This is a genomic window from Clostridium vincentii, assembly GCF_002995745.1.
Lineage (GTDB): Bacteria > Bacillota > Clostridia > Clostridiales > Clostridiaceae > Clostridium > Clostridium vincentii.
On sequence record NZ_PVXQ01000073.1, the window covers coordinates 1 to 6,051 of the forward strand.

Consider the following 6,051-nt stretch of genomic DNA (forward strand, 5'->3'; position numbering starts at 1 on the left):
TGATCCAGATTTATTTAAATCACTATTTCCATGGAGTAATCTTCCTGCTGAATGCTATTTAAATAAAAAGGATTGAAAATAAGCGGTTAATGACTGTCAACGTGACGAGTTATTAACCGCTTACTTTATATCTGTATTTTCAGTCGTTCTATCTGTTGATTTAGTTGCATCAGTATTTCCACTTGTTTCAACTGTTGATGTATTTGTATCTGTACTTCCAGTTGTTTCAACTGTTGATTTGGTTGCATCTGCATTTTTAGTTGTTTCATCTGTTGATGTCTTCGCATCTGTATTTTTAGTTGTTCCATTTGCTGATTTAGCTGCATCAGTAGACTGTTTTTGAACATCAGTTTGTGTACTACTAGGCATCTCGCTTAAATAAAATCTTGTTAAAGCTCCAATAATTATAACTAAAATAGCTGATACTGCGATTATCATTGCCTTTTTGTTTTTACTAGGTTTCTTATTTCTATGGAATATTTCTCTATTTTCTTTATTTATATTTTTAGGTATGTTAAACAATAAGGATAGAAATCTCTTGTGTTCTACAGAGTTTACTTCCTTAAAATTTTCAGGTGATCTAATTATAATAACGGGTTTATTACGCACTCCACGTTGATTTTCTACACATACTGTAACTGAAAATTCATCATTCTTACTTAAGAAAGGAATATTGACATCAAAAATGTTATCTTTTATTAAAGAATCAAATTTTAAACCTTTTGTTATTTTGGCACCTTCAATTTTTAAGTTATTTTGTGAGCTTTGTATATTTAGAGTTACCTGACGAATTATTTTATTCGATATATTTCTAACAGTAATAATGTATTCATAAATTTTTTTGTTATTAATTTTTATAGGTACGCACTTTCCTATATTACATAATATTCTAGGTGCTAAATTTCTATAATAATCTAACAGTAATCCAGATATAAATGATATCACTATAGTTATAATTGCGGTTTTAATAATACTCATCATGTCAATTCACTCTTCCTTTTTCCATTTATAACCAAATTATAAAGTAACTATTTATTTATGTCAAACTTTAAAGTTAATCATAATCTACAATTATGCTTACTGACTTAATTGCCATTCCATTATCTAAAACTAAGATAGATATTTTTTCAAATGATTCACTCTCATCGCCCTTGAACTCGTATGCCTTATAGGTATTAATCAATTTATTAATTCCTTCTTCTGTCCTACATATCTCATCAAGTTCACGACTCTTTTGATACAAAGTTAAAGCTATCTGAATGGTACTCATATACTTTTCTTCAATAAAAACTACTTTTTTTATATCTTTGTTTTCCTTCTTAAATTTCTTTAGCCTCTCATCACTTATATTTTTTAATAATACCTTCTTATTCTTTGTATGACTTTCCTTTGCTAAGTCGGGTCTCTTCTGATACTTTTTATACCACTCCTTCGAACTAACTATACCTTCCTTATTATATAAATCTTTAAGTAACTCTAGTTCATTTTTATTTACCTCAATAAACTTATATCCTGGAACATTGCTTCCAAATTCCTTTAAAATATGATACTTACCCTCTATATACTTTGCTAATATCCAATTATTTTGTATTAATTCTTCTGTGTGAGCTAAAAGACAATGCTTAGTTCCATGAGATACAAAATTCCAATGGTCTGATATCCTTAAACTTCCTTCAGGCTTATAGTCCCAAGTAATTTCTGGTACATTATAATAAGTTGAACTATATGGACTTTTATTAATATATTCAAACTTATTAATTTCCTCTAATACTTCCTTTGGTGTTATCTTCGCTATTTGTGGTAATAATATCTTTATCATAACTATTCTCCTAACTACTTTAATATGAATAGTATTTGTATTTATACCCTAAAATTACTCCTATCTAATCTTTGTTTATTCTATTATTTTTAAGGATAAGTGGATAATTTATATAGTACTGTACAAACTAATTGTGTGAAAATACTATGCTAAGGAGGTATTTTAATGACAAAAGATAGTCAACCAGATAATAAAGAAGCAAGAATGGAAAAATGTAATAATCAAACTCCAATAACTGAAGAAGGGCATAACCATAATCCTAATGCAAAACATAAGTCCATCAAGCAAGAGGGATTTAAAAGTCAACATTTCAACAGATTTGGTAATTAAATATCTTAATCTAAAATATTAAAATAAGAGCTAGGGGGTAAAATAATAGACCCTATAAGGTAGACAGTTAAATAAAGAGGCATATTTGTCTCAAAACTAACTGGATCTACTTTATAGGGTCTTTCTGTTATAATTTACTTAGTTGTTACCGTAATAAAATTATATTACTGTTGTGGACTTTGTTGAGATATATTACTTAAAGCATTACCTGCTTTTTCATCAGATTTAGGTTGAACTGCTAAATCACCTAAAGCAATAATTCCAACTAATTGTTGATTTTCAACTATAGGGAGTCTTCTTATTTGTTGTTCACTCATCATCCTAGAAGCATCATCTAAGCTCATATCAGGAGATCCTAACGCAGGATCTGAAGACATTACTTCTCTAACATTTTGACTATTTGAGTTTACTCCAGATGCTACAGATTTTAAAGTTATGTCTCTATCCGTAATAATCCCTACAACATTACTACCCTGGCATACTGGTACAGATCCTACATTATGTTCTTTCATTATCGAAGCTGCTTTTACCACAGTATCCTCTACTGATAAGCTAACTACTGATGTGGTCATTATATCTCTTACTTTCATTTAAAACACCTCTTTCATATAGTTTACTAGATTAGTATTCCCTTATTAAAGGCATTCTTACTTATAAATTTTTACCATTTTTTTAGTTCTATTCCTCAATTAATTATCTCAAAACATCTACATTATTATCTGAAATTTTAGATTTTCTTCTTTTTGCTCCCAAGAGAAGACCACTTGCCAGTGCAGTAAATGGCGCTACTGTTATAAGTCCAAAACTACCTATTAGAGTATGCAGTATTTCTGACGACACATACTTTAAATTTAAAATATTTATTATTGGTGTGCCTTGTGCCCTAAATACCATAATCAATCCAATATATCCTCCTGAATATGCTAATAATAATGTTGTCATCATAGTCCCCATAATTGAACGTCCAACATTTATTCCTGACTTAATAGCTTCTATCTTTGTTATACTTGGCTTTTTTTCTATTACTTCCGCAACTGCCGATGTAATATCTACTGCTACATCCATAACAGCTCCCGAAGATGCTATAAATATACTAGCTATGAATATTTGTGTAAGATTTAAATTTTCATATCCTGAATATAATAGAGATTCTGAATATGACATAACTGCACCATGAATTTTAAATTTACTTACAAAAAACAATGCCATAAAACAAGTCACAAGAGCACCAGATAATGCTCCAATTATTGCAGCTAGTGATTTTTTATCTATTCCATAAACTAATCCTATTATTGTAATTGCTAATATCATAGTAGTTATCACACCTACCATTACAGGATTATATCCTTGTAAAAATAAAGGTATTAATACCTTCCACATAGCTAACACTGTAAATATAAAAGATAAAATTGATTTTATACCAGTTATTCCTGCAAAACCAATAAGTACAATAATAAAAATTACTACCAGTAAAATTTCATAGTTAAGCCTATAATGATCTACGAGTGTTGCTACCCTAATTTCATCACCGGTATAATCAAGAGTAACTAATATTTTATCTCCAACTTCAAATATCTTATCTTGCTCAAGGGATCCTGATAATCTATTAGTTCCCTGAGTTGTCTTACCTTTAAATTTTCCTTGAAGTATTTCCACATCACATAGCTGCTCTCCAACTTTAATAAGCCCTGTATTTACAATAAAGCTCTCATTTGTATTCAATACCCTTGCAGCTACTCTGTCTGTATTCTCATATGCCTTTTCCGGAAATTTATTAGGTAAAAATACAAGCAAAATTATTGCTATTAACGTTACTACTATTGGAATAGTATTACGTCTATGAAAATCCTTAAACATTTAGACATTCTCCTCTTTATAGATATCCTATTCTACTTTTGTTATAGCTTTAATCTTATCAAATACATTTGTATTATCATAATATCCACTAAATAATTCTTGACCTGATCCTTTTGCCATCATAGCTACAGGTAATCCTGTATGTGAATATGAACTAAATGCAACTCCTGATTTATTATTTAAAATGTGTGTTAGTGTTACTGAAAATGGTTCATAGTTTCCATACATTACATACTCATTTGCATCTTGAGTTCTCTTATCCTTTTCAATCATACTTTGATCATAAGCTGCTTTAATTTTTGCTTCCTCTAAATCTGTTAATACCATTCCACCTTTTGTTGCTTCTCCTGCTGATCCAGCTCTCTTAAGACCAAAGTTTGTTTCAACATCTTTCATTGCATCATCAAAAGATGTTTTATTTTCCCTATACTTTGCAATACTCCTATCAAATTGTGTATAAGATACCTTTTGATTAGATAAATTTTGTAAATAAGTATCATAATTTGTTCCTGCAAATCCTAGTGTAAGTCCACCAGTTTCATGATCTCCAGTTACTAAAATTAATGTTTCATCAGGATGATCATTATAGAAATTAATTGCTTCCTGTACTGCATCATCAAAAGATTCTGTATCATGTATATTTGATGCTGCATCATTAGCATGACCAGCCCAATCAATTTTTCCACCTTCAACCATCATAAAGAATCCTTTATCATTATCAAGTACTTCTATACCTTTTTTAGTGTAGTCTGCCAGTGTTAATTCGCTGCCTGTACGATCTAAGTCATATTTCAAAGCTCCACTTTCTTTTTCTGCTTCATCATCTGGACAAAGTGCGATAACCTTATCACCATTCTTTAAAGCTTCTATATCTGATTTTGTATTAGCTACTGTATATCCATTTTGTTTTGCTAAAGTTTGTATTGGTGTCTTTCCTTCTTCTTTTACTTCTTTAGAATCATCTGATAAAAGCTTTCCACCTGCAAAATAATCAAAGTTAGAATCTACAAGTTGAAGTCCTATATCATAGTAATTACTTCTAGCTGGCACGTGAGCATAATATGCACTTGGGGTTGCATGATCTATATTTACTGAGGATACTATTCCAACCTTATATCCTAATTGTTTTTTTAACTTTTCTGTTATTGTTTCATAAGATTTTGTTTTTGTTTCATCCATATTAATTACACTACTTATTGTTTTATTACCTGTTGAAAGCGATGTAGCTGTTGATGCCGAATCTGGACAAACTGATGTTGAATCATAAGTTGTTACTGTTCCTGATATCGGGAAATTCATAAAAGATAATTTTTCAGGATTTGGATAGTTCCCCTCTTTTGCATTAATTGCACCATGTTCTTCTATACCTTTATAATATTGTGTTGCTTGGATTTGTGGAAAACTCATACCATCACCAATGAACATAAATATATACTTTGGTGTTTTACCCTTCCAATTTTCACCTGATACTGTTTCTACTTCTTGCCGTTTCATTTGACTATTAATTGTATAGCCTACTCCTAATACCATTGCTAAGGCTAGCATTGATACCAAAATTCTTTTTATTGTCTTATTCATTATCCCCTATCCCCTTTACTATTAATAATCATATTTGTTTTTAACTTTTATAGTTATCCTCTTTCTATTAATTAGTATAATATTCCTTTGTTAGCACAATTTTATTAATAGGTAAAGGAACTGTAAAATTATTGTTAAAATTATGTGCATTAATGTAATGTCCACAAGGGAGGTACACTAGTTCACTATTTGCTTCTCTTGCAAATCTTTCATGACTTGAAATCCAGTTTTCCGGTAAACATTCACCAGCGCTGGCCAAAGCTTGTCGATCTTCTAATTTATTTATTCCCCGAAGTGAACATAGAATACGAATGAAAAGAGTGCTAAATTGTTAACACAAAAAAAAGGATAGTATAAACTATCCTTTTTTACTCACCTGGCAACGTCCTACTCTCCCACACAGTTGCCCATGCAGTACCATTGGCGCAATAGAGCTTAACTTTCCTGTTCGGAATGGAAAGGAGTGT

The 6,051-nt window shown here is 30.4% G+C and carries 6 protein-coding genes and 1 rRNA gene; 1 reads left to right on the top strand and 6 read right to left on the bottom strand.

Translation table 11 applies throughout. The annotated features are described in order from the left end of the window. Positions 1-120: 120 nt before the first annotated feature. Together CLVI_RS16910 and CLVI_RS16915 are read right to left on the bottom strand one after the other, a co-directional pair. Positions 121-981 (bottom strand): hypothetical protein, encoded by an 861-nt coding sequence (locus CLVI_RS16910; protein ID WP_106061401.1) that lies wholly within the window; start codon positions 979-981, stop codon positions 121-123. Between the two features lie 73 nt (positions 982-1,054). Then, on the bottom strand, positions 1,055-1,819 hold the full coding sequence (locus tag CLVI_RS16915; protein WP_106061403.1) for a hypothetical protein: 765 nt from the start codon (positions 1,817-1,819) through the stop codon (positions 1,055-1,057). 165 nt (positions 1,820-1,984) lie between these two features. Here CLVI_RS16915 and CLVI_RS17595 point away from each other — a divergent pair, with 165 nt between their 5' ends. Next, positions 1,985-2,149 (top strand): hypothetical protein, encoded by a 165-nt coding sequence (locus CLVI_RS17595; protein WP_170065709.1) that lies wholly within the window; start codon positions 1,985-1,987, stop codon positions 2,147-2,149. Positions 2,150-2,313: 164 nt separating this feature from the next. Here CLVI_RS17595 and CLVI_RS16920 read toward each other — a convergent pair whose 3' ends face one another. The 4 genes from CLVI_RS16920 to rrf all read right to left on the bottom strand — a co-directional run. After that, positions 2,314-2,739, bottom strand: a complete 426-nt coding sequence (locus CLVI_RS16920; RefSeq protein ID WP_106061405.1) for a CBS domain-containing protein — start codon at positions 2,737-2,739, stop codon at positions 2,314-2,316. A gap of 103 nt (positions 2,740-2,842) precedes the next feature. Beyond that, positions 2,843-4,006 carry a YibE/F family protein gene (locus CLVI_RS16925; protein WP_106061407.1) on the bottom strand — a complete coding sequence of 388 codons (1,164 nt, stop codon included), beginning with the start codon at positions 4,004-4,006 and terminating at the stop codon, positions 2,843-2,845. 27 nt (positions 4,007-4,033) lie between these two features. Further along, positions 4,034-5,584 carry an alkaline phosphatase gene (locus CLVI_RS16930; RefSeq protein WP_106061408.1) on the bottom strand — a complete coding sequence of 517 codons (1,551 nt, stop codon included), beginning with the start codon at positions 5,582-5,584 and terminating at the stop codon, positions 4,034-4,036. 374 nt (positions 5,585-5,958) lie between these two features. Further along, positions 5,959-6,051, bottom strand: a 5S ribosomal RNA gene (gene rrf / locus CLVI_RS16935); the annotation flags it as partial.